The 1,498-nt window shown below is 62.2% G+C and carries 2 protein-coding genes; both read right to left on the bottom strand.

Annotated features, from left to right (window positions below):
• Nucleotides 1–499, bottom strand: a 499-nt coding sequence (locus ACXRVY_RS28635; RefSeq protein WP_458238909.1) for an aconitase X swivel domain-containing protein, incomplete at its 3' end; no start/stop codon positions are given.
• Between the two features lie 10 nt (nucleotides 500–509).
• On the bottom strand, nucleotides 510–1,328 hold the full coding sequence (locus ACXRVY_RS28630; protein WP_046042020.1) for an ABC transporter substrate-binding protein: 819 nt from the start codon (nucleotides 1,326–1,328) through the stop codon (nucleotides 510–512).
• Nucleotides 1,329–1,498: the final 170 nt, after the last annotated feature.

Here is a 1,498-nt window from a genome sequence, read left to right as displayed (position 1 = left end):
CGGTGAGCCTGATCGAGGCGGTGCTGTCAGAGTTTGGTAATGGGCTGTCGAGCGCCTGCCAGGCGTCGCCCGGCAGGTGGTCGAACAGGCTCAGCGTTGTATTTTCGACCCGGGCGAAGGCCTGGCCGCGCAAGGCGGCGAAGGCCTCCGGACCGATGCACAGCACCGGCAGGGAACGGGCAAAAATGGTCTGCGCCACCAGCACGCCCAAGGTCAGGATCTCGTCGGCTTCGGCCAGCACCAATGCCGCCGGTGCATGGCCGTTGCTGATCAGTTCCATCAACACACTGCTGCCGGTGCACGAGCCGCGACCACTGGGAATCGCCAGCACGCGGCCGGCCAGGTGTTGGCCGCTGAGCGGGTGATGGCGGTCGATGACTTCCCCCGTGCCGGGATCGACGCCGCCCCAGAAACTCAAGCCGACATCGGCGAACAGCAGGGCGCCTTGCGCGGCACCCGTCACCAGGCTGCGCCCGGTCAGAGACATTGGCCTAGGCATGCCGGACATCTCAGTAGTAGACCTGAGGCACGGTCAGGTTGGTCGGCGGGATCTCGGTGCCGACCCATTTAACGAACAGCTCCTTGTAGCGACCGGTGCGCACCTGTTGGTTGACGAACAGGTTGAGGTAGTTGAGCAGGCCGAACTCGCTGCGCTTGGCACCCAGGGACACGTAGTCGATGACGTACGGGGCGTTACCGGCGACTTTCAGGTTTTTGTATTTGCCCGACTTGAGGGTGGCGGCGGCCACGGTGTTGGTGACCACAGTGGCATCGATGTGGCCTTGGGCGACGGCTAGCAGGGTATCGCTCTGCGACTGGTAGGCTCGGAAACTGCCCGAGCCCCAGTTCTTCACGTCTTTCTCCAGGGCGATGGCCTCATAGGTGCCGCTGGTGTTGCCCACTGCTTTGCCCTTGAGGTCGTCGAAGCCGTTGATGCCGGTGTCGTCGCGGGTCAGCACCACCATCTGGAAGGCAAAGTAGGGCACGGTGAGGCCAACGGTCTTGGCGCGTTCGAGGGTGTCGGAGGTGGACGCGACGATCACGTCAGCCCGCCCGGAGACCAGTGCCGGAATGCGATCCGGGAACGGCGTTTCCACCACTTCGGCCTCGACCCCGAGGATCTTCGCCAGGTCGCGGCAATAGTCCACATCGAAGCCGGCCGGCGAGTTGCTGGCATCGCGAAAGCCCATGGGCGGGAAGTCCAGGGTCACGGCGCAGCGCAGCTTGCCCGAACCGATGATGTCGTCGAGCTTGTCGGCCTGGGCAGTGGCGATGAAGGAGGTACTGAGGACAGCGCTGAGGGCTACGGCAAATGCGGGGTTTTTCATAGAGGCCTCGTTGATGTGAAGTGCTGTTGAATATCGTATTGGGGATTTCGTATACGATATTAACAATAGCAATCAACGTGCCTATTTCCAGTCCAAGGGGTGAATTAGTTGTCAGGCCTTGGCGTAGAGGTTTTGTAGCGGTACAACCCGAGGCACGGTGACTCCAAGGT

The sequence above is a fragment of the Pseudomonas sp. P5_A2_2 genome (genome assembly GCF_054177685.1).
The sequence above is the reverse complement of the archived record's forward strand: the minus strand, read 5'-3'. Positions and strand labels throughout refer to the sequence as shown.

Bases quoted from the DNA above. Each gene is read 5' to 3' on its own strand.
- ACXRVY_RS28630 (WP_046042020.1), bottom strand. From the start codon at position 1,328: ATGAAAAACCCCGCATTTGCCGTAGCCCTCAGCGCTGTCCTCAGTACC.